The sequence below is a fragment of the Sphingomonas sp. MMS24-J45 genome, assembly GCF_044881195.1.
GTDB lineage: Bacteria > Pseudomonadota > Alphaproteobacteria > Sphingomonadales > Sphingomonadaceae > Sphingomonas.
This window is the reverse complement of the sequence record NZ_CP173255.1, coordinates 2856656-2876508: the sequence shown is the minus strand read 5'-3', so window position 1 is coordinate 2876508 and position 19853 is coordinate 2856656. Positions and strand designations below refer to the sequence as shown.

The following is a 19853-nucleotide window of genomic DNA, read 5'->3' as shown; positions in this document are numbered from 1 at the left end:
TGCCGATTGAGGCTTGCCCCCGGCCTGCTAGGCGGTCCGGATGGCCGATATCGAACCCGCCGCCCCAATCGAAGCCGCCGCCGCCGCGACGCCGCCCGAAAAACGCAAGCTCAGCAGCCTGGTGATGATCTGGCGCTTTGCGTCGCGCTACCCGGCGCAACTGCTGATCGCGCTGGCGGCGCTGCTCACCACCTCGGCCGCAACGCTCTACATCCCGTGGAGCGTGAAGTCGGTGATCGACCAGGGCTTCACCCACGGCGCCAGCGACACGCATCATATCGACACGATCTTCTACGGCCTGTTCGCGGTGGTCGGCGTGCTCGCGGTGGCGACCGCCTTGCGCTTCTACTTCGTGTCGTGGCTGGGGGAGCGCACCGTCGCCGACGTGCGCATGGCGGTACAATCCAACCTGCTGACGCTCGCCCCGCGCTGGTTCGAGGAGAACCGCCCGTCGGAGGTCGCCTCCCGCCTCACCTCCGACACCGCGCAAATCGAGGTCGCGGTCGGCACCACCGTCTCGGTCGCTTTGCGCAACACCTTGACCGGCATCGGCGGCATCGTCTCGCTCTTCGCACTCGCGCCGAAGCTCGCCGGGCTGCTGATCATCGGCATCCCGATCGTGGTGCTGCCGATCGTCCTGCTCGGGCGGCGGGTGCGGAAATATTCGCGCTCCAGCCAGGACCGCATCGCCGATATCGGCGCGATGGTGGTCGAAACCTTCGGCGCGATGAAGGTGGTGCAGGCGTTCGGCCAGGAGCGCCGTGAGGCGGAACGCTTCGGCAAGGCGGTCGACAACAGCTTCGTCGCCGCCAAGCGTCGCATCACGATCCGCGCGATCATGACCGCCCTGGTCATCGGACTCCTGTTCGGCGCGGTGACCCTGCTGATGTGGTCGACCTTCGCCGATGTCGCGGCGGGCAGGCTGTCGGCCGGCTCGCTGACCGCCTTTATCTTTACCGCCGGGCTCGTGACCGGCGCCTTCACCGCGCTGACCGAGGTCTATGGCGACCTGCTGCGCGCGTCGGGCGCAGCGGAACGGCTGGCGGAATTGCTCAACGAACAGCCCGAGATCCGCGCGCCTGCGGTGCCCGCTGTGCTGCCCGTCCCGCCGCGCGGCACGCTGGCGTTCGAGCATGTCGAGTTCCGCTACCCCACGCGGCGCGATGTGGCCGCGCTGCACGACTTCTCGCTGTCGGTGGCTCCCGGCGAGACCGTGGCGATCGTCGGCCCGTCGGGTGCGGGCAAGACCACACTGTTCCAGCTGATCCAGCGCTTCTACGACCCCGATGCCGGGCGCGTGCTGATCGACGGCGTCGATCTGCGCGAGGCCGATCCGGCGGAGGTTCGCAAGCGAATCGCGATGGTGCCGCAGGAGACGGTGATCTTCGGCGCATCGGCCCGCGACAATCTGCGCTATGGCCGTTGGGACGCGCATGACGACGAGCTGTGGGCCGCCGCCGAAGCCGCCAACGCTGCGGAATTCCTGCGCAAACTGCCCGAGGGGCTCGACACCTATCTCGGCGAGGGCGGTGCGCGCCTGTCCGGCGGTCAGCGGCAGCGGGTCGCCATCGCGCGCGCGCTGCTGCGCGATGCGCCGATCCTGCTGCTCGACGAGGCAACCAGCGCGCTCGATGCCGAGAGCGAGCGGCTGGTGCAGCAGGCGCTCGAACGGCTGATGTCGACCCGCACCACGCTCGTGATCGCCCACCGCCTCGCCACCGTCCGCGCGGCGGAGCGCATCATCGTGATGAGCGACGGGCGGATCGTGGAGAGCGGCTCGCACGGTACGCTGGTGGATCAGAACGGCCTCTACGCGCGCCTCGCCAGCCTGCAGTTCAGCGAGGCTGCCTAGCCTTTCTTACTCCCCTCCCGCTTGCGGGAGGGGCTGGGGGAGGGCATGATCAAGCGCATCGCAAGCGGACGGGCCCTCCCCTGCCCCCTCCCGCAAGCGGGAGGGGATAATAAGATGGCACGCGACTTCGACATCATCGTATTCGGCGCAACCGGCTTCACCGGTCGGCTGGTGGCGGAATATCTCGCACAGACCGGCGCAAAACGCTGGGCGATGGCAGGGCGCTCGCAAGCAAAGCTGGAGGAAGTGCGCGACCTGATCGGTGCGCCCGCCGACACCCCGCTGGTCACCGCCAATTCGGACGACCCCGCCTCGCTCCGCACGCTATGCCAGCGCACGCAAGTCGTGCTCACCACCGTCGGCCCGTATCAGCTGTACGGCAGCGACCTGGTCGCCGCCTGCGCCGAGACCGGCACCGCCTATGTCGACCTGTGCGGCGAACCGGCGTGGATGCGCCAGATGATCGACGCGCACCACGAAGCCGCCAAGGCATCCGGCGCGCGGATCGTGTTCAGTTGCGGCTTCGATTCGATCCCATTCGACCTCGGCGTGCTGACGCTGCAGGACGCGGCGAAGGACAAGTTCGGCCACACCGTGCCGCGGGTAAAGGGACGCGTGCGGAAAATGCAGGGCGGGTTCTCCGGCGGCACCGCAGCCAGCCTGAAGGCGACGCTCGCCGCCGCGGCGAAGAACCCCACGCTGATCGGCTACCTCACCGATCCGTTCGCGCTCGCCCCCGGTTTCAAGGGCCCGCACCAGCCGAGTGGCCTGCTCCCCGAATATGACCGCACGATCGAGGCATGGGTCGCACCGTTCATCATGGCGCCGATCAATACCAAGAACGTGCACCGCACCAATTTCCTGACCGGGCAAAGCTATGGCGCGGACTTCGTCTATGACGAAATGATGGTCGCGCCCGGCCTCGGTGAAATGGGCAAGGCGGCCGCGGAGGCGATCGCCAAGATGAATCCGCTGGCCAGCGACAAGGGCCCAAAGCCCGGCGAAGGCCCGTCGAAGGAAGAACGCGACGCTGGCTTCTACGACCTGCTGTTCATCGGCGAAGGCCCGGGCGGCGAGCGTCTGGATTGCGTCGTCACCGGCGACAAGGACCCGGGCTACGGATCGACCAGCAAGATGATCGCCGAGACCGCGCTGTGCCTGGTCGAGGATGTGGCGGGCGATGGCGGCATCTGGACGCCCGGCGCACTGATGGGCCGCGTGCTGGCCGACCGGCTGCAGGCGCGCGCCGGGCTGACCTTCCGGGCGGGATAAGCACCCCTCCCCGCGGCCCGCCTATAAAGGGAGGGGATAGAGCGGAGCGCGGGGCGTGATGGATTTCGGGCATCAGAACGAGATGGGGGCAGCGGATGACGCCGACGGGGTCGCCACGCCCGCGGCGCCGCCCGCACCCGATTATCTCCAAATACTCGAAAACGTAGTCGCACATCTCGAAGACGGGCTCGATCATCCTGAAATCTGGCAGCTGTTGAGCGCGGAGTCCCCGGGCGAGATCGCCGACCTGCGCGGTCTGACCGAGCGACTGATAGGACAACAGAGCGGCACCGTCCTCAAGGCGCTGACGGTTCTGCTGGGCATCCTGCGCGCGTTGGACGGCGATCGTGCAACTGGCCTCGCGCTGCTCGACGGGATTGCCACGCAAACCGCGCATTGCCCGCAGATCGCCGGTGCGCAGTTCTTCGTCCAGCGCCACGGCCAGGACGGCCCCTCCCCCGATCTGTCGGACCGCTTCTGCGATAGCCCCTTCGTGAAGTTCGAGACGCTGATGGACGGCACCGTCGCGCCGTGCTGTTCGATCTGGACAGAGCAGCGGCTCGGCAGCCTCGACGGGCAGAGCTTCGCGCAAATCTGGAACAGCGAGGCCGCACAGGCGATGCGCGCCAGCATCCTCGACGGCAGCTATCGCCACTGCAACAAGCAGCGCTGCAGCTTCATTATCGATGACGTGCTGCCGAAGCGCGATGCGGTGACCGACCCCGATCTGCGTCATATCATCGACGAAAATGTCACCGAATTGACCAAGGGCCCGCGCTGGCTATTCCTGGCGCATGACGTCACCTGCAACCTCGCCTGCCCGTCGTGCCGCGGCGGAATCGAGGTGGCGGACGAAGAACAGGAACGGCGCTTCGAAATCATCGAGCGCGACGTGTTCAAGCCGCTGCTCAATGCCGAGGGTGAAGTGCTGATCTCGGTGTCGGGCCAGGGCGATCCGTGGTCGAGCCCGCATTACCGCTCGATCTTGCGTTACATGGCCGACCACGATCTCGACGCGCGACTCAATCTCCATACCAACGCGCTGCTGCTGAACGAGACGCGGTGGGCGCAATATCGCGGCCTTGAGAAATATCCGACGAAGGTGGACGTCTCGATCGATTCGTGCACGCCCTGGGTCTACGCGGAAATCCGGCGCCCCGGCACCTGGGCGAAACTGCTGCCCAATTTGCAGTTCATCGCGGCAAAGCGCGCGCGGGACGAATTCCGCGAATTTCATATCAACGCGACGATCCAGCTCGACAATTTTCACGAAATGCCAGCACTGGTCGATCTCGCCGAGACGCTCGGCGCCGACAGCGTGCGGCTCTACATGATGCAGAACACCGGCGGACATCTGGCGCAGGATTATGAGCGCAAGAATGTCGGCGCGACCAGCCACCCGCTGCATCTCGCGTTCCTCGAAACCCTTCGCGACGAGCGCCTGGGCCGGGCCATAGCCCATCTCTACGACGTGGCGAATTGGCGCACGCGGAGCTTCGAACAGAAGCTCCCCTCGGACAGCTTGCCGGGCGGCTTCACGCTGCTCGATCTGCACGAAGCGATCCGCGAGGCGCACGGTATGCCGGAGCGCGTCATCGCCTTGTGCGCCGCTGGCCGCACCCGCTTCCGCGACGATCTCGATCTGCCGCTGATCGAGGCGAACGCGCTCGCGGAACTTGGTTTCAGTGCGCAGGGGCAGTACCGGCTGAATGAACGAACCGCGCTTGGCGGCGAGGCGATTATCCTACGCCGCCAGTGATCTGCGCTAGCGTTGCGGTCCTCATGCTGGATGGTGGCGCGGTGAGCGCCTTGCTTGATCGCGCGATCGGACCATGCGCACTGCCAGTCCGTTAGTGCGGGGCGCGTTTCGGGCTGAGAAGCCGCAGCATCGGCTGCTCAAAAAAACTATAGACCGACGCTGATACGACAAGGGTTAGCACGACCGCCACTCCCCGCACGCCGAGCCGCGCAATCGGCGGAAAGTGCTCGTAGCCGGGCACGCGGTACAGCAAAAAGAGCACGGGGGCATGCGCGAGGTAGATCGAATAGGACCACTGACTTAGGTGCTTTATCGCACCCCGAACCCTGCCGCCTCCGTCCGGCAACCGAACCGCACCGGCAACGAGCAGTGCACAGCAGAGCGGCAGGGCAGTGAAGAGCAAAGCCGCCTGCAGCGCGGTGAGATCGGCAGTGTGTCGCCAAAGCGACAAGCTCAGCACCATTAGCAGCACGAATCCTACAGGCCACAATCGCCCGAAGCGCCGCCACGTATCCGGCAGGAGTTGCGCGACGACCGCACATGCCACCCCGATCGCCAGTGCATCCAGGCGGTAGATGACGACCATCCTCATGCCGGTGTTCCAATCGCTCGGATGCGCGAGAAGCCGCACCACGAACGATCCGACGATCAGCGCAGCGATCGTTGCAAGGATCGAAGGGATCGGGCGGCGAAGAATTTTCAACCCGAGCATCGTAACCCCCGGCACGATCAGATAGAACCACTCCTCAACGGAGAGGCTCCACGAAAGTCCGTAGAAAAACGGGATCGGCTTTGTCAGGTTTTGCAGGAAGAGCGCGTACTTCCATAGCTGTGCAAGGGGAGGAAGCTCATCATGAAAAACGGCAGCGTAGACGGCGAAGAACAGAAAGTAGTTGGGCAAAGTCCGAGCCCAGCGTCTCTGCCAAAAGTGCAGGAGCAAGGGTGCCCCCGCCCCCGGATCGGCAACGATGGCTCTCAAAAAGATCCCCCCGACAAGGAAGCCACTGAGGACGAAAAATAGCTCGACCCCGCCGACACCGAGGATATCGGCCCGAATTTGAAGGTGTGCCAGCACGACGAGCGAAACCGCGCATGCCCGCACGACGTCGAGCCCGAAAACGTAGCCGGAGCGCCCGCGCTCAGGTCCACCTTCTAGCACGGCCGTTTCGGCGGTCTTCGTCGCCAGCGCCTCGATCGTGGTTATCAAATTAGTCATTGCCCGCTTCTAATATAACAGCCCGCCCTCAATGCTTTTGTCCGCTGCGTTCATCGCTTCCGGCCCTGATGCCGGATGTTGGCCGGGCGGCCGCGATGCTTGATGATGCGCTTGCGCGATCGCTCCTCCGGCTTGGCCGGAGCAGCGCGGCCGTCGACCATTTCAAAGCGTAGCGCGCCCGTTACCGGATTGGCCTCGGCCAAGCGTAACGGCAGCTTCTGGCCGCTTGCGAACACCGTGCCGGTCTGATCGCCGATCAAGGTACGGCTCGCCTCATCGAAGCGGAAATATTCGCCGCCGATATCGCGTACCGGCATCAACCCGTCGCCGCCGATCCCCTCCACGGTCGCGAAAAAGCCGAAATTGGTGACGCCGGTGATCCGCGTCTCCAGCACCTCGCCCACCTTTTCGGAGAGGAAGGCCGCGACATAGCGGTCGATCGTGTCGCGCTCCGCCTCCATCGCGCGGCGTTCGAGCATCGAAATGCTCTCGCCGATCTTCTCCATCCCCGCCGCTTCGCCCTCGGTCAGCCCGCCGGGACCAAGGTGATACGCCGCGACCAGCGCGCGGTGCACGATGAGATCGGCATAACGCCGGATCGGCGAGGTAAAATGGCCGTAGCTGCCGAGCGCCAGCCCGAAATGCCCCATGTTCGCGGGCGCATAATAGGCTTGCGTCTGCGTGCGCAGCACCTGCTCCATGATCTGCGGCCGCTCGTCGCGGTCGATCACCTTGTCGAGGATCTGGTTGAAAGTTTTGGGCCGCACCACCTGCCCCAGCGCGAACTCGATCCCGAAAGTCTTGAGATAGTCCTTTAACGCGACCAATTTCTCGCGGCTCGGCGCTTCGTGGACGCGATACATGACCGGGGCCTTCTTCGCCTCCAGCGCCTTGGCCGCGGCGACGTTGGCGGCGATCATATAATCCTCGATCAGGCGCATCGAGTCGAGCCGCTCGCGCGGCGCGACCGACAGGATGCGACCCTTCTCGTCGAGCACGACACGGCGCTCGGGCAGGTCGAGGTCAAGCGGCGCGCGCGCGGTGCGGGCCTTGTAGAGCGCCTTCCAGCAGCCCCAGAGGGGAAGGAGGGCCTTCTCCACCAGATCGTGATCCCAGCGCAGGCTGGGATCTTGTGGGGTCGGTTCCGCGCTTTCCCCGTGAGACCCCAGCTTACGCTGGGGTGACGTATGATGATCGATCGCCGCCTGCGCATCCTCATACGCGATGTTTGCCGCAATCCGCACCACCGCGCGGGTGAAGCGCCAGCTCTTCAGCGCACCGCCCTTCCCCACCTGCAGATGACAGACCAGCGCCGCACGATCGACGCCTTGCTTCAGCGAGCACATCTCCGCCGACAGGCTTTCGGGTAGCATTGGTACGACCCGATCGGGGAAGTACACGCTGTTGCCGCGCCGCCGCGCCTCGCGGTCGAGGCTCGATCCGGGGCGGACGTAGAAGGACACGTCAGCGATCGCGACGATCGCCTTCCACCCGCCTTCGTTTGCCGGATCGTCGTCGGGTGCGGCCCACACCGCGTCGTCATGATCGCGCGCATCGGCCGGATCAATCGCCACGATCGGGAGGTGGCGCAGATCTTCGCGCCCTTCGCCGAGCGGCTGCCCGGCCACCCGCACCGCCTCGTCCAGCGTCTCCGCCGAAAACACATCGGGAATGCCGAGCTTGTGGATAGCGATCAGCGAGAAGCTGCGCGGCGCGAACGGGTCGCCCAGTACTTGCGTGACGCGCACGGTGATGCGTGGCGGACGACCCGCCAATTCGGCGAGCACGAGATCGCCCGGCTCCGCCCCGCCGGCGTCCGACACCTGGAACTCGCGCCGCTCTTTTTCTCGACACCTTGCAGCCACAGGCTCGCGCCTTCCTGGCGCAGCACGCCGAGCACAAGTTCCTCGCCGCGCGGCAGCACTTTCATCGGATGCGCGATCCAGCCGTTGCCCGCCTCTTCGGTCCGCGCGAGCATGCGCTGGCCCACGCCCAACGCGCCACGCTTGCGCTCCCGCACGCGAAGTCGCGGCGCAGGAGTGTTCGCCTCCCAGCGTTCGGGCACCGCCCACACGGTACCGCTGTCGTCCAAATCGACGACGCGCAGCACCGTCACCTTGGGCACCCCGCCCATCTTGTGGAACGCGCGGCCGGGCGCGGAGTCGATCAGTCCCTCGTCCGCCATGTCCTTGAGCAGGGCCTTCAGCAGGATCTTGTCCTGTGCCGTCAGGCCGAATGCCTTGGCGATCTCGCGCTTGCCCGCGGGCGTGGGGGAGGCTGCGATGAAGGCGAGGATCTGCTCGCGGGTCGGCAGGCCGGGGGTTTGCTTTGGGGGCTTGGGCATCGTCGCCTGCGATACGCGACGGGCGCGCAAACAGCAAAGGGCGCGTCGCCCCGCCGGGTGACGCGCCCTTGGTTGAGTTGTTTGGCCGGACTTGGGCAAAGCCCAAGTCGTCGGACACGGCTTGCTGCGCCGGCCGGCCTGGCGGGGGTGCGATTTAGCTACGCTAAATCGTCTCTCCGCTGCGGCTTAAAACTTCCCTCTCAGCGTCACGCCATAAGTCCGCGGTTCCGCCAGGAATTGCGAGAACAGGTTGCGGCCGCCCGGATATTGCGGGTCGGTGAACGGCGCGCTGGTCGTGCCCGCCTGGAACGGCGTGTTGAACGCGACCTGGGCGTAGTTCTTGTTGAAGATGTTCTGCCCCCAGAATTCGATCGCCCAACGCTCGTCCTTGCCGCGCAGACCGACGCGGGCGTTGAACAGCGCGAAGCTGTCCTGGCCCTTCTGCGGGAACAGGTCGGAGCCGGTGTTGTAATCGTCGCTCAGACGCGAATCGATGTAGAACAAGCCCGACAGGCCGCTGCTACCGATCCGCGGCGTCCACGCCGCCGAGGCCGTCGCGACGATCAGCGGCGCATTCGACAGCGCCTGACCCGGCAGCTTGCGCAAAGCAGGATCGAGCGGCGCACCGGTCGAGCTGCCCACCAGGTTCTCACGGTACTTGGTATCCTGATAGGTCAGACCGAGGCTGACGCGGAAATCGCGGATCGGGACGAGCGAGGCCTCGAGTTCGACACCCTGCGCGCGCACGCCGTACCCGACGTCGCCCGCCGGGCACGCGCCCGTCGCGGCGCTGGCGTCCCGATCGGCGCCGCCAAGGCTCGATGTGCAGCCGTTGATCGACTGGACGAGGAAGACCGTGCCATTGAAGGTGTTCAGCTGGAAATTGCTGAATTCCTGCCGGAAGCCAGCGATGCTCAACGAGAACGGACCCGTCGAATATTTTGCGCCGATTTCGTAGGCATCGACGGTTTCCGCAGCAAACTGCAGATTACCGACCAGCGCCTGCGCACCGCCCACGGACGCGAAACTGACGAGCGGCGATTTCAGCGCCGAACGGTCGAGGTTGAAGCCGCCCGCCTTATAGCCGCGCGAGAAGCTGCCATAGACCATCAAATGGTCGATCGGACGCCACGAGGCGATCGCCGTGCCGGTGAAACGCCCTTCGCTGCGCTTGCTGTTGATTGCGACGCCGTTCAGTTCGGAGGTCGAATTGCCCTGACACGACAGGCCGATCACGCCACCCGCCACGGCGGCGAGCGCTGGGTTCGTCAGGAACGGCGACAGCAATGTCTGATTGGCGACGCAGGCGGTGTTGTCGTTGCCGAACACCGCATTCAGTTTCTTGGTTTCGTGCGTGTAACGTCCGCCCAACGTGATGTCGAACCGATCGGTCACGTGGAAGATATTGTGCGTGAACACCGCCCAATTCTGGCTGTTCTGCGTGTAGCGATCGAGCGTGGAGCCCTTGTTATTGATGGAATCGAGGTTGTCGAACCCGGCGACGATCGCGGGACCGGCGGCACCAAACGCGCCCGACAGGACCGCCTTGGAGGCGACGCAATCGGGCGAGGTTGGGCTATACAGCCCGGCAAGGCCGCCACCGCTGATGATACGGCAGGTTGCGAAGCGGCCGTACTGGTTGCCGAAGCGCAGATTGTCGGTGACGGTCGCGTCTTCGTTCGCGAAGAAGCCGCCGACCAACCAATCAAGCTTATCCTCGAACAGCGAGCCCTGCAGGCGGATTTCCTGCGTGAAGGTGCGGAACTGGCGCTTCGAATTGCCGTCCGGTGCGCGGTAAAGAATATCGACCGAGCTATAATCGATGTCGCCCCCCTGGCTCGCCTTATAGTCGCGATATGCCGTGATCGAGGTCAGGTTGACGCCGCCGAGGCTCCAGTCGAGCTGTCCCGACACGCCCCAATCGGTCGTGATGCCGGCGAAGCTCCGTCCCGGGGTGACGCTGACGTTGCGGCTATAGCCGGGTGACTGGATCGCCGTGACGTTCTGGCCGAGATCGCGCAGCACGTTCACGATGTTGTTTCCACCGGCCTGCAGCGGCGTGAGCGGCGTCGACGGATTGTTCAAATCGCCGATGTACGGGCTGACCGAATTGTCGACATAGGTCGCGGCGCAGCATTTCTCATTCCGTCGCGTGTAATCGCCGATCAGGCGGAACGAGAGGTCCGAATTCGGCTGGAACAGCAACTGCCCGCGCAGAAAATACCTATCGCGATCGTTGATGTCGGTGTTGTTCGCGGCGTCGTAATAGAAGCCCTTGCGATTGACATAGACACCGTCGAGCCGCGCCGCGAGCGTCTCGGTAATCGGCCCGGTGATCGATCCGGCCAGACGGTAGAAGTCGTAATTGCCGTACGTCGCCTCGGCGTTGCCGCCAAAGGTGAAGCTCGGCTTTTTCGAGAAGATCGAGAGTACGCCCGCCGATGCGTTGCGGCCGCCGAGCGTACCCTGCGGCCCGCGTTGTACCTCGACCCGGTCGATTTCGCCGAGTTCGTTCAAGCCGGCACCAGCGCGGGAGCGATAGACACCGTCGATGAACACCGCAACCGAGCTTTCGAGGCCGGGATTGTCACCCACCGTGCCGATGCCGCGGATACGGGGCGATGCGTTGGCTTCGCTGCCGGTTGATGACACGAGCAGCGACGGGGCGAGCTGTGTCAGCCCGCGAATGTCGTTCGCGCCGGAATTGGCGAGTGACTGCGAAGTAACGGCCGAGACGGCGGCGGGTACGTTGGCGAGAAGCTGCGAGCGGCCCTGGGCGGTGACGACGATATCTTCGCCTGTATCGTCGAGGGTCGACGTCGGCGCGGGGGTGGACGGCGTTGCGGGCGCGGTTTGCGCGGCCCCGGGCGTTGCGACCCCAAGCGCCAGCGCCGACGCGGCGCAGGTGTACAGCAGACGGTTCAGGTTTAGCATGGCACTCTCCCCGATGCGGCCAGGATCGTCTTTGCGATCCCGTACCGGTTTATCGAAAGTGGAGGATGCCGCGCTGAATCTCGTCCGTCAATCACACCTTTAGCTTAGGCCTCTGCATGTTGCCATCTCGCAACACTTCCGATCCGGCCAGAACGCATTTTCGAAAATCACCCAAATCACGCTGCACCGCAGCGTGATCTGGTCCGATCAATAGCCGTTGAGCCGCGCAAAACGTTCGCGGTGGAAAGCAGCGTTCCCCCACATCGTCTCCAGCACGCGTGCGCGCTTGATGTAGAAGCCCGCGTCATGTTCGTCGGTCATGCCGATACCGCCGTGCAACTGGATCATTTCGCGGCTGACCAGGTGCAGCGTATCGCTGGCCACGGCCTTGGCCAGGCTGACGGCCTGATCGAGATCGCTGCGCCCCGCATCGATCGCTTCGAGCGCACCTTCGACCGAGGACCGCATCAGTTCGAGTTCGGTGAACATCTTCGCCATGCGGTGCTGCAGCGCCTGAAACGTCGACAATTGCTGGCCGAACTGGACGCGCGTCTTCAGATAATCGTTGGTGGTGTGAAACGCCTGTTCGGCCATGCCGAGCATCTCGGCGCAAGTGATCGCCGTCGCGCGGTCGATGACTTGCGCGGTAAGCGTGGTATCGCCGAGCCTTTCGGCGGGCGCACCGTCAAAGGTTACCTGCGCATGGCTGCGGGAATCGGTCATGTGGCGCGGCGAACGCGTGACGCCGACATCACCGCTGACCAGATAGAGGCCATCGGTCGCAGCAACGACGAACACGCCAGCGCTGTCGCCTTCCGCGACGAACGCCTTGGTGCCGCTTAGCTTGCCGTCGGTGACGGTGGCGGCAATCTTCGCCGGATCGTGCACCGGGCCTTCATCGATCGCGAGCGTGGCGACCACCTCACCGCTGGCGATCTTGGGAAGCCATTCCGCCTTCGCCGCGTCCGATCTACCAAGCACGATCGCGCTTGCCGCAGCAGCGGTGGAGGCGAGCGGCGAGGCGGCCAGATTGCGGCCGAGCTGCTCTAGCACCAATCCGAGCGACAGATAGCCGAACGCCGTGCCGCCAAATTGCTCTGGGATCACAATGCCAGGCAGCCCCATTTCGGACAGTGCTCGCCAAGCGGCGGGGTCATAGCCCTCCGCCGGTGCCGCCGCGCGCAGTTTGCGGAACGCGGTAACGGGCGATTCATTGTCGGCCCATTCGCGCACCATGTCGCGCAGCATTGTTTGTTCGTCGTTCAGTGCGGCCATGTTCTTGCGTCCTCTTACCCAAAAGCGTCATGCCAGCGCAGGCTGGCATCTCGTCGAAGCGCATGTTCTCGCTTCACAAAAACCCCAGCCTTCGCTGGGGCGACGTTTCACTTGTGCCTATTGATGGTCCAGCATCCCCAGGATGCGCTTCGCCACGATGTTGTTCTGGATTTCGGTCGAGCCGCCATAGATCGACACGGCCTTGCCCCACAGCCAGGTGCGGGTCTGGGTCAGTTCTTCCTCGGTGAAACCCTCGCCTTCCCAGCCGAGCCCGGCCATGCCCATGATTTCGATCGACAGCTCGGCGCGCTCCTGGGTGATGCGCGCGCCGACATTCTTCATGATCGATGTCGCCGCCGACGGGCCCTGGTTCGACTTCGCTTCCATCGCGGCGCGGCGCAGCGTGAGCGCGAAGGCGCGGCTGTCCATCTCGTGGCGGACGATCCGCATCCGCAGATCGCTGTCGGGCACGCGGCCCTTCTCGTCCTCGCCGCGATATTCCTTGGCGAGCGCGCCCATCGGCTTGCCCGCGAACAGCCGCGAGGCACCACCACCGCCCGACAAGCTGTTGCGCTCATGCTGCAACAGGCGCGTACCGATCTCCCAGCCCTGCCCCTCGCGCCCAACAAGATTGCTCTTGGGCACCTTCACGTTGGTGAAAAAGGTCTCGCAGAAAGGCGATTGCCCGGAGATCATCCGGATCGGCTTCACCTCGACACCGGGCGAAGTCATGTCGATCAGCAAGAAGCTGATGCCGCCATGCTTTTGGCTCTTGTCGGTCCGCACCAGCGCAAAGCATTTGTCGGCCCACTGCCCGCCGCTGGTCCATGTCTTCTGGCCATTGACGATGTAGTGGTCGCCCGCATCTTCGGCGAAGGTCTGCACGTTGGCGAGATCCGACCCGGCATTGGGTTCGCTATAGCCCTGGCACCAGCGCACCAGACCCTTGGCGATCGCCGGGATATGCTCCTGTTTCTGTTCTTCGCTGCCATATTCGAGCAGGGTCGGGCCAAACATCATCACGCCCATCCCGCCGATCGGATTGGTGGCCCCGGCACGCGCGAGTTCTTCCTGCAGAACACGCACTTGCGCCTTGTCGAGACCGCCGCCGCCATAGGCCGCGGGCCAGCCGGGAACGCCCCAGCCCTTATCGCCCATCGCCTGCTTCCACGCCGCCTCGTCGTCGCTCAAATCACCCGGCCCTTCGAGGGCGGACATGGAATTATCCGTGCCCTTCAACGAAGGCGGGAAGTTCGCCGCGATCCACGCGCGCGCTTCGGCGCGAAAAGTGTCCAGCGGGCTTGCTGCAACATCGAGTTCGGGCGCGGTGGCCATGAAACCTCTCCTGAAAAACAAAAACTGAAGATCGGGTATGGTCGGGCGATGCCACAGTTTGGCGTGCCGTGAAAGGCCCTATCCGGCGCGCCTCGCACTTTCCGCCGCAATTCGATAAGCTCGCACTCGGGGGGAGTTCATCATGCGTTTCGAGAACCGTGCCGTGCCGATCGTACTGGCCGCCGTGCTGATCGACACGATCGGCTTCGGCATCGTGATGCCGGTGTTCCCCGCGCTGATCACGCGGCTCGGACATGTCGGGATCGACGATGCGACGCGGATCGCGGGCTATATGCTCGTCGCGTTCGCAGTTGCGCAATTCTTTGCAGGGCCGGTCCTGGGAAATTTGAGCGACCGGTTAGGGCGTAGACCGGTCCTGATCGCGTCGATGCTGGCGTTCGGCGCGGATTATGCGCTGATGGCCTGGGCACCGACGCTGGCGTGGCTGTTCCTCGGGCGTGCGATCGCCGGGGTCGCCGGGGCGGTCTATGGCCCGGCCAGCTCGGTGATCGCCGACGTCACGCCTCCTGAAAAACGCAGCGCCGCGTTCGGCTATGTCAGCGCCGCCTTCGGGATCGGCTTCATCATCGGACCGGCGCTCGGCGGCGTGATCGCCGGCCTGGGCGAGCGCGCGCCGTTCATTGCCGCCGCCGTGCTCGCACTCGGCAATGCCGCGGTGATGCTGATCGCAATGCCCGAATCCTTGGCACAGGAGCACCGTCGCCCCTTCCGCTGGCGCGATGCGCACATCGTCGGCACGTTCAAACCGCTGCTCGAGAGCCGAACGGCGCTGCCCTTGTTCGCCGTGTGCGTCGCCTGGCAGATCGCGCATATGGTCTACCCCGCAACCTGGGCTTTCTGGGCGACCATCCGATTCCAATGGGGCCCCGCCGCGATCGGCTTGAGCCTGGCTTATGTCGGGCTGGTGATGGCGCTGGTTCAGGCGCTGGTCGTCGGACCAGTGATCAGCCGGATCGGCGACCGGCGTGCGTTGATGGTCGGGCTCGCGTGCGGCGCGGGCGGTTTCCTTGCCTTCGCCTTCGTGACGGCGGGATGGCAGGCCTATGCGATCATGATCCTGGCGGCCTTGTCGGGCTTTGTCGGACCGTCGGCGAATGGGCTGCTGTCACGGTTGGCCGGACCGGAACGGCAAGGCGCGCTGCAAGGCGGCCTCGGTAGCCTCAACAGCGTCGCCGCAATCCTAAGCCCGTTCGCGATGACGCAGACGCTCGCGGCCGGGGTCGAGCATGGTTTCCCCGGGGCCGCCTTCCTGCTCGCCGCGAGCTTTGCGCTCCTGGCACTCGTCATTGTCGTGTGGCGCGTGTTCGACCGCGCGCCGGTCGCAAGCGCGGCTTAAACCTCCCGCCCCGGCCGCCGAGCCAGACCGACATCGAGATGTGCGCCAGCGTCGAGCAGCATCGTCTCGCCGGTGATGACGCGGCTCGCGGGATCGAGCAGCATCACGATCGGCCCGGCGATATCGTCCGGCCCCGGCGCCATCGCCATCGGCGTGGACGCGGCGATGCGCGCGTTGAGCTTGGCGAAGCCCTCCTCGCCGAGAAGCTTCTCGAACCAGCCCGTCCCGACATAGCCGGGTGCCACCGCATTGACGCGGATCGCCGGGGCAAGTGCGCGTGCGAGGCTCTTGGTCATCGTCGTCAGCGCGCCCTTCGACGCGGCATAAGCCACCGATGAGCCATGTCCGAACACGCCCGCCACGCTTGCGACATTGACGACCGCGCCGATGGCACCCTCGCGCATCGCGGGCGCGCAGGCACGGATCATCTGGAACGGCGCGATCGTGTTGAGCCGGTAGATATCGATGAAGTCGTCGGCGCTGAGGGCATCGAGATCCTCGTGATTGGCGAACTTCGTACGCCCTGCGTTGTTGACCAGAAAATCGATCCGCCCGAAGGTCTTGAGCGCTGCTTCTGCGAGCGCGTGGCAAGCAGCGTCCTCGACGATGTCGGCCTGCACCGCGATTGCGTCCGCCCCAATCTCGGCGGCCAATGCTTCCGCATCGTCCTTGCTCGATGCGTAGTTCACGACGCAGCGCACCCCGCGCGCCGCGAGCCGCCGAACCACCGCCGCGCCGATCCCAGTGCCCCCACCCGTTACGATCGCGACGGCACCATCCATGCCGCCGCTCACGCCGCAGCACTCGGGCGCGCGGAGGCGCGAGCGTGCCAGTCGCGCAGAGCCTTCGCTTCTTCTGGCATCGACACGCCGACGAAGGCCGCGAAGTCGATCGTCGTCAGCAGCACGATATCGGCCATCGAATAGCCTTTTCCATCGAGACATTCCCGCGCGGCCAGAGCCGCATCGATCTCGTGCATCGCCGCCACGACCCGCGGGCGCTGGCTTTCCCCAAAGTCGGTATATTGCGGCTTCACGACGCGCGCGGTGAACGGGTGCGTATGCGCCCACACCATCGCCAGCGGCGACATCAGCCGCAATTCGACGCGGCGGATCCACTGGTCCACCTCGGCCACGCCACGCGCGCCCACCCCAAACATCGGCGGGCTGGGATGCAGCGCCTCGAAGAAGCGGCAGATCGCAATGCTCTCGGTCAGCACGTCATTGCCGTCGATCACCAAGGCTGGCGTCTGCCCAAGCGGATTGACCTTCAAAAACGCCTCGCCGCGATGCTCACCGTCGCGAATTGAGATCGACTGCATCGGCACGCTCAGCCCCTTTTCGGCGAGGTAGATGCGGACGCGGCGCGGGTTCGGCGCGGGGTTGGGTGAGTCGTAAAAGAGCATGTCCAATTGGCCCGGTTTGCATTTTTCGAACGTCGCGTATGGCATTTCCGTATCGCCTCGCCTAGCGGATCGTGGCTACGGTATCGGAACACCTGCCCATGAACCCCGCCCTGAACACTGCCGCCGAAATGCTAGCGAGTGATTTCGCCACCCTGCCGGACCTGATCCGCGCCCATGCCGCCGAACGCGGCGAGAAGGTCGCGCTGGCCGATGCGAGCGGGGAACTCGATTATGCCAGCCTGGACGCGCTGATGGACCGCATCGCAGCGGCGTTGCAGCGCGACGGGGTGCAACAAGGCGATGCCGTCGCGATCGTCGCGTCCCCAAGCATCGACTATGCGGCGGTGTTCCTGGGTGCCTTGCGCGCCGGGTGCGTGGCAACGCCGTTTGCCCCATCGAGCACGCCCGAGAGCATCGTCGCGATGATCACCGATTGCGCCGCGCCGATCACTTTCATCGATGCCGACGCCGCGAGCGCGCTGGCCGGGCAGCATATTCCGGGCAAGCTGGTTCACCTGAAGTCGCTCGGCCCCTGGCTCGCGCCCGCCGGGGCAAAGCCCGCGGCCGTGGCGATCAAGCCCGAGGACGGCTTCAACATCATCTATTCCTCGGGCACCACCGGTACGCCCAAGGGTATCGTGCAGAGCCACGCGATGCGCTGGGCGCATATCCACCGCAACGCAGGCGCTGGCTTTGGCGACGCCGTCACGATGCTCGCCACCCCGCTCTACTCGAACACGACGCTGGTCAGCTTCCTGCCGACGCTCGGCTGGGGCGGCACGGCGGTGCTGATGAAGAAGTTCGACGCGCGCGGTTACCTGACGCTCGCCGAGCGGCACCGCGCGACGCACACGATGCTGGTGCCAGTGCAGTATAGCCGGATCATGGCGCTGCCTGATTTCGATCGGTTCGACCTGTCGAGTTTCCAGTTCAAGACCTGCACCTCCGCGCCCTTCTCGGCGGCGCTCAAAGCCGATGTGCTGGCGCGCTGGCCCGGATTGCTGGTCGAATATTATGGCATGACCGAGGGCGGCGGCACCTGCTTTCTCGTCGCGAACCAGTTCCCCGATAAGCTCCACACCGTCGGCCGCCCGGTGGAGGGTCACGACATCCGCTTGATCGACGACGACGGCAAGGAAGTACCGCAAGGCGAGATGGGCGAAGTCGTCGGCCGATCGCCTGCGATGATGACCGGCTATCACGGTCGGAAGGAGGCGACCGCCGCCGCCCAATGGTTCGATGCCGAGGGCAATCGCTACATCCGCCACGGCGATGTCGGGCGCTTTGATGAAGACGGGTTCCTGACGCTGCTCGATCGCAAAAAGGATCTGATCATCTCCGGCGGCTTCAACATCTATCCGACCGACCTGGAGGCGGTGCTGTCGCGCCATCCCGCGGTCGCCGATTGCAGCGTCATCGGCGTGCCGAGCGCGGCGTGGGGCGAAACGCCGGTCGGCTTCTATGTTCCGCACACCGGCATCGCCGCGAGTATTCCCGAAATCCTCGATTGGACCAATGCGCAGCTCGGCAAGACGCAACGCCTGTCCGCGCTGCACGCGATCGACGAATTGCCGCGCAGTGCGATCGGCAAGGTGCTCAAGCGCGAACTGCGTGACCGATTGATGGAGACGATGGCATGACTTCGATTCGCGACATTCTGGCTGCCGCGACGCCGATCGAGAACGGGTTCCGCGCCGAAATCCCGGCGAGTTGGTTGCAGGGGCGCACCGCCTATGGCGGCCTGTCGAGCGCGCTCGCGCTGCACGCGGCGCAGGCGATCGAACCCGATCTCCCCCCATTGCGGTCGGCGCAAGTGTCGTTCATCGGGCCGCTGTCGGGCAGCGTCACCGTCACCGCGACCAAGCTGCGGCGAGGGCGCACCGCTGCCTTCATCCAGGCCGATATCGTGTCCGAAGCCGGGCTCGGCTACCGCGCGACGTTCGTGTTCATGGCCGAACAGCCGTCGCGCGTGGAGCTCGCCGGGCGGCTCCACAGCAAGGTGCAGCCGCCAGCGCCGGATGCGAAGCTCTACACTGGGCCAGACGAGTTCTTCACCGGCAATTTCAACTTCTTCGACCTGAAGGAAAGCGCCCCAGGCGCGCCCTTGGGCGAGGCGGAATGGCTGCGCTGGGCGCGGCTGCGCGAGACTGCCGGACTCGACCCGATGGTCGAGGTGATGGCACTCGCCGACGCGCTGCCCCCCGCCGCGTTCAAGCTGTTCGGCAAGGAGTTCGTGCCGGTCAGCTCGGTCACTTGGATCGTCAATCTGCTGACTCCGACGCCCGCCACCACCGATGGCTGGTGGCTGCTCTCGGCGGACGCGCAGCACGCCGTCAACGGCGGATCGAGCCAGACGATGATGCTATGGAATGCCGACGGCGTGCCGATCGCGCAGGGGATGCAGAGCGTCGCGATCTTCGGTTGACGGGAAGGTTGCTGCGACATTTTGCGACACTTTGTGCGCTCTCCGGGCACAGCGACGCGACAGGTCGGACAGCATATGGCGATCAACCACCGGGCCGCGTCCCGATCCTGTCGAGAGGATTTGTTTGATCATGCGCTACACCTTCCTCGCATCCTTCGTCGTCACGGCGATCGCCACCGCCGCCGTTGCGCAAGCCGAGGGCCAGGGCGGCGGGATGGGCATGATGCGCGCCGATACCAATGGCGACAGCATGATCTCCAAAGCCGAATGGGCCGCACAGACAAATGCGCGGTTCGACCGTTTGGACGCCAACAAGGACGGCACGATCACCGCCGACGAGCGCCAAGGCCCCGGTGGCCGCGTAATGGCGCGCGCAGGCGGGGGTGACGGCGCAATGACGCGCGCCGAATTTTTGGCGCAGGCCGACCACCGCTTCGCCCGCATCGACACCAACAATGACGGGCAGATCTCCGGCGCCGAATTGAAGGCATGGACCGACCAGGCCCGCGCAATGGCCGGGCAACGCCGCGCCGACCCAGCCGACGCGGTCGCCCCACCGCCGCCGCCTGCACCCAATCCGGGCCAGTAATCCCCCTTCCCGGCCCGGGAGCCGGACGAGCGCTTCCCCGATCGCTCGTCCGGCACGTCCCGTTGGAACGCCCTCCTTTCCAGAAATCCC

13 protein-coding genes and 1 pseudogene are annotated in these 19853 nt (G+C 65.3%); 7 read left to right on the top strand and 7 right to left on the bottom strand.

The features are described 5' to 3' along the window. The first annotated feature begins 40 nt into the window (after window positions 1-40). The 3 genes from AB5I39_RS13965 to AB5I39_RS13955 all read left to right on the top strand — a co-directional run bounded on the left by AB5I39_RS13965 (window position 41) and on the right by AB5I39_RS13955 (window position 4883). Window positions 41-1852: an ABC transporter transmembrane domain-containing protein gene (locus AB5I39_RS13965; RefSeq protein ID WP_404368029.1), complete on the top strand. Its 1812-nt coding sequence runs from the start codon at window positions 41-43 to the stop codon at window positions 1850-1852. Window positions 1853-1966: 114 nt separating this feature from the next. Beyond that, window positions 1967-3124 (top strand): saccharopine dehydrogenase family protein, encoded by a 1158-nt coding sequence (locus AB5I39_RS13960; protein ID WP_404368026.1) that lies wholly within the window; start codon window positions 1967-1969, stop codon window positions 3122-3124. A 58-nt stretch (window positions 3125-3182) separates the two neighbouring features. Further along, the gene (locus tag AB5I39_RS13955) at window positions 3183-4883 is read left to right on the top strand and encodes an SPASM domain-containing protein (RefSeq protein ID WP_404368023.1); all 1701 of its coding nucleotides are present in this window, start codon (window positions 3183-3185) and stop codon (window positions 4881-4883) included. 91 nt (window positions 4884-4974) lie between these two features. Here the strand turns inward: AB5I39_RS13955 and AB5I39_RS13950 are convergent, their stop codons facing one another. The 5 genes and pseudogenes from AB5I39_RS13950 to AB5I39_RS13930 all read right to left on the bottom strand — a co-directional run bounded on the left by AB5I39_RS13950 (window position 4975) and on the right by AB5I39_RS13930 (window position 13987). Then, the gene (locus AB5I39_RS13950; RefSeq protein WP_404368021.1) at window positions 4975-6099 is read right to left on the bottom strand and encodes an acyltransferase family protein; all 1125 of its coding nucleotides are present in this window, start codon (window positions 6097-6099) and stop codon (window positions 4975-4977) included. Window positions 6100-6149: 50 nt separating this feature from the next. Next, window positions 6150-8443 (bottom strand): annotated as a pseudogene (locus AB5I39_RS13945) (ribonuclease R family protein). Window positions 8444-8629: 186 nt separating this feature from the next. After that, on the bottom strand, window positions 8630-11377 hold the full coding sequence (locus AB5I39_RS13940; RefSeq protein ID WP_404368019.1) for a TonB-dependent receptor: 2748 nt from the start codon (window positions 11375-11377) through the stop codon (window positions 8630-8632). 207 nt (window positions 11378-11584) lie between these two features. After that, complete coding sequence (locus AB5I39_RS13935) at window positions 11585-12652, bottom strand: acyl-CoA dehydrogenase family protein (protein ID WP_404368016.1); 1068 nt, start codon at window positions 12650-12652, stop codon at window positions 11585-11587. 117 nt (window positions 12653-12769) lie between these two features. After that, window positions 12770-13987 carry an acyl-CoA dehydrogenase family protein gene (locus AB5I39_RS13930; protein ID WP_404368014.1) on the bottom strand — a complete coding sequence of 406 codons (1218 nt, stop codon included), beginning with the start codon at window positions 13985-13987 and terminating at the stop codon, window positions 12770-12772. 142 nt (window positions 13988-14129) lie between these two features. On the opposite strand from AB5I39_RS13930, the gene AB5I39_RS13925 reads away from it, so the two are divergent. Beyond that, window positions 14130-15344 carry an MFS transporter gene (locus AB5I39_RS13925; RefSeq protein ID WP_404368011.1) on the top strand — a complete coding sequence of 405 codons (1215 nt, stop codon included), beginning with the start codon at window positions 14130-14132 and terminating at the stop codon, window positions 15342-15344. Here AB5I39_RS13925 and AB5I39_RS13920 read toward each other — a convergent pair. Together AB5I39_RS13920 and AB5I39_RS13915 are read right to left on the bottom strand one after the other, a co-directional pair. Continuing rightward, complete coding sequence (locus AB5I39_RS13920; RefSeq protein ID WP_404368009.1) at window positions 15341-16126, bottom strand: SDR family NAD(P)-dependent oxidoreductase; 786 nt, start codon at window positions 16124-16126, stop codon at window positions 15341-15343. The two genes, AB5I39_RS13925 and AB5I39_RS13920, sit on opposite strands and share 4 nt — an antisense overlap. A gap of 8 nt (window positions 16127-16134) precedes the next feature. Next, complete coding sequence (locus tag AB5I39_RS13915) at window positions 16135-16749, bottom strand: glutathione S-transferase family protein (RefSeq protein WP_404368006.1); 615 nt, start codon at window positions 16747-16749, stop codon at window positions 16135-16137. Window positions 16750-16847: 98 nt separating this feature from the next. On the opposite strand from AB5I39_RS13915, the gene AB5I39_RS13910 reads away from it, so the two are divergent. From AB5I39_RS13910 to AB5I39_RS13900, 3 genes are all read left to right on the top strand, one after another. Continuing rightward, window positions 16848-18389 carry a class I adenylate-forming enzyme family protein gene (locus AB5I39_RS13910; RefSeq protein ID WP_404368003.1) on the top strand — a complete coding sequence of 514 codons (1542 nt, stop codon included), beginning with the start codon at window positions 16848-16850 and terminating at the stop codon, window positions 18387-18389. Next, a complete protein-coding gene (locus AB5I39_RS13905; RefSeq protein ID WP_404368000.1) occupies window positions 18386-19174 on the top strand; it encodes a thioesterase family protein in 789 nt (262 codons plus the stop codon). Before AB5I39_RS13910 ends, AB5I39_RS13905 begins: the two co-directional genes overlap by 4 nt. 130 nt (window positions 19175-19304) lie before the next feature. Further along, entirely contained in the window at window positions 19305-19763 is a 459-nt protein-coding gene (locus tag AB5I39_RS13900) for an EF-hand domain-containing protein (RefSeq protein ID WP_404367997.1), read from the top strand. The last annotated feature ends 90 nt before the right edge of the window (window positions 19764-19853 follow it).